Here is a 258-nt window from a genome sequence, read left to right as displayed (position 1 = left end):
GGTTGGAGTTGACTGGTACTAATAGGCCGAGGGCTTGTCCTCAGTTGCTCGCGTCCACTGTGTGGTTCCCGGATAACGAACAGTTACCGGTGGAACCAGCTTGACTCAATTGAAGAGTGTGCTTGTTCGCTTGGAACCTGTCGAGTCCCGTTTTTGTGCGGGGCAGTCCGATAGTGTTTCGGTGGTTATTGCGTCAGGGAAACGCCCGGTTACATTCCGAACCCGGAAGCTAAGCCTTTCAGCGCCGATGGTACTGCA

1 rRNA gene is annotated in these 258 nt (G+C 54.3%); it reads left to right on the top strand.

Annotation, left to right across the window (positions count from 1 at the left end):
- Window positions 1-177: 177 nt before the first annotated feature.
- A 5S ribosomal RNA gene (gene rrf, locus GCU69_RS03430) occupies window positions 178-258 on the top strand; the annotation flags it as partial.

The sequence above is a fragment of the Streptomyces lycii genome (assembly GCF_009735685.1).
GTDB classification, from domain to species: Bacteria; Actinomycetota; Actinomycetes; order Streptomycetales; family Streptomycetaceae; genus Streptomyces; species Streptomyces lycii.
The sequence above is the reverse complement of the archived record's forward strand: the minus strand, read 5'-3'. Positions and strand labels throughout refer to the sequence as shown.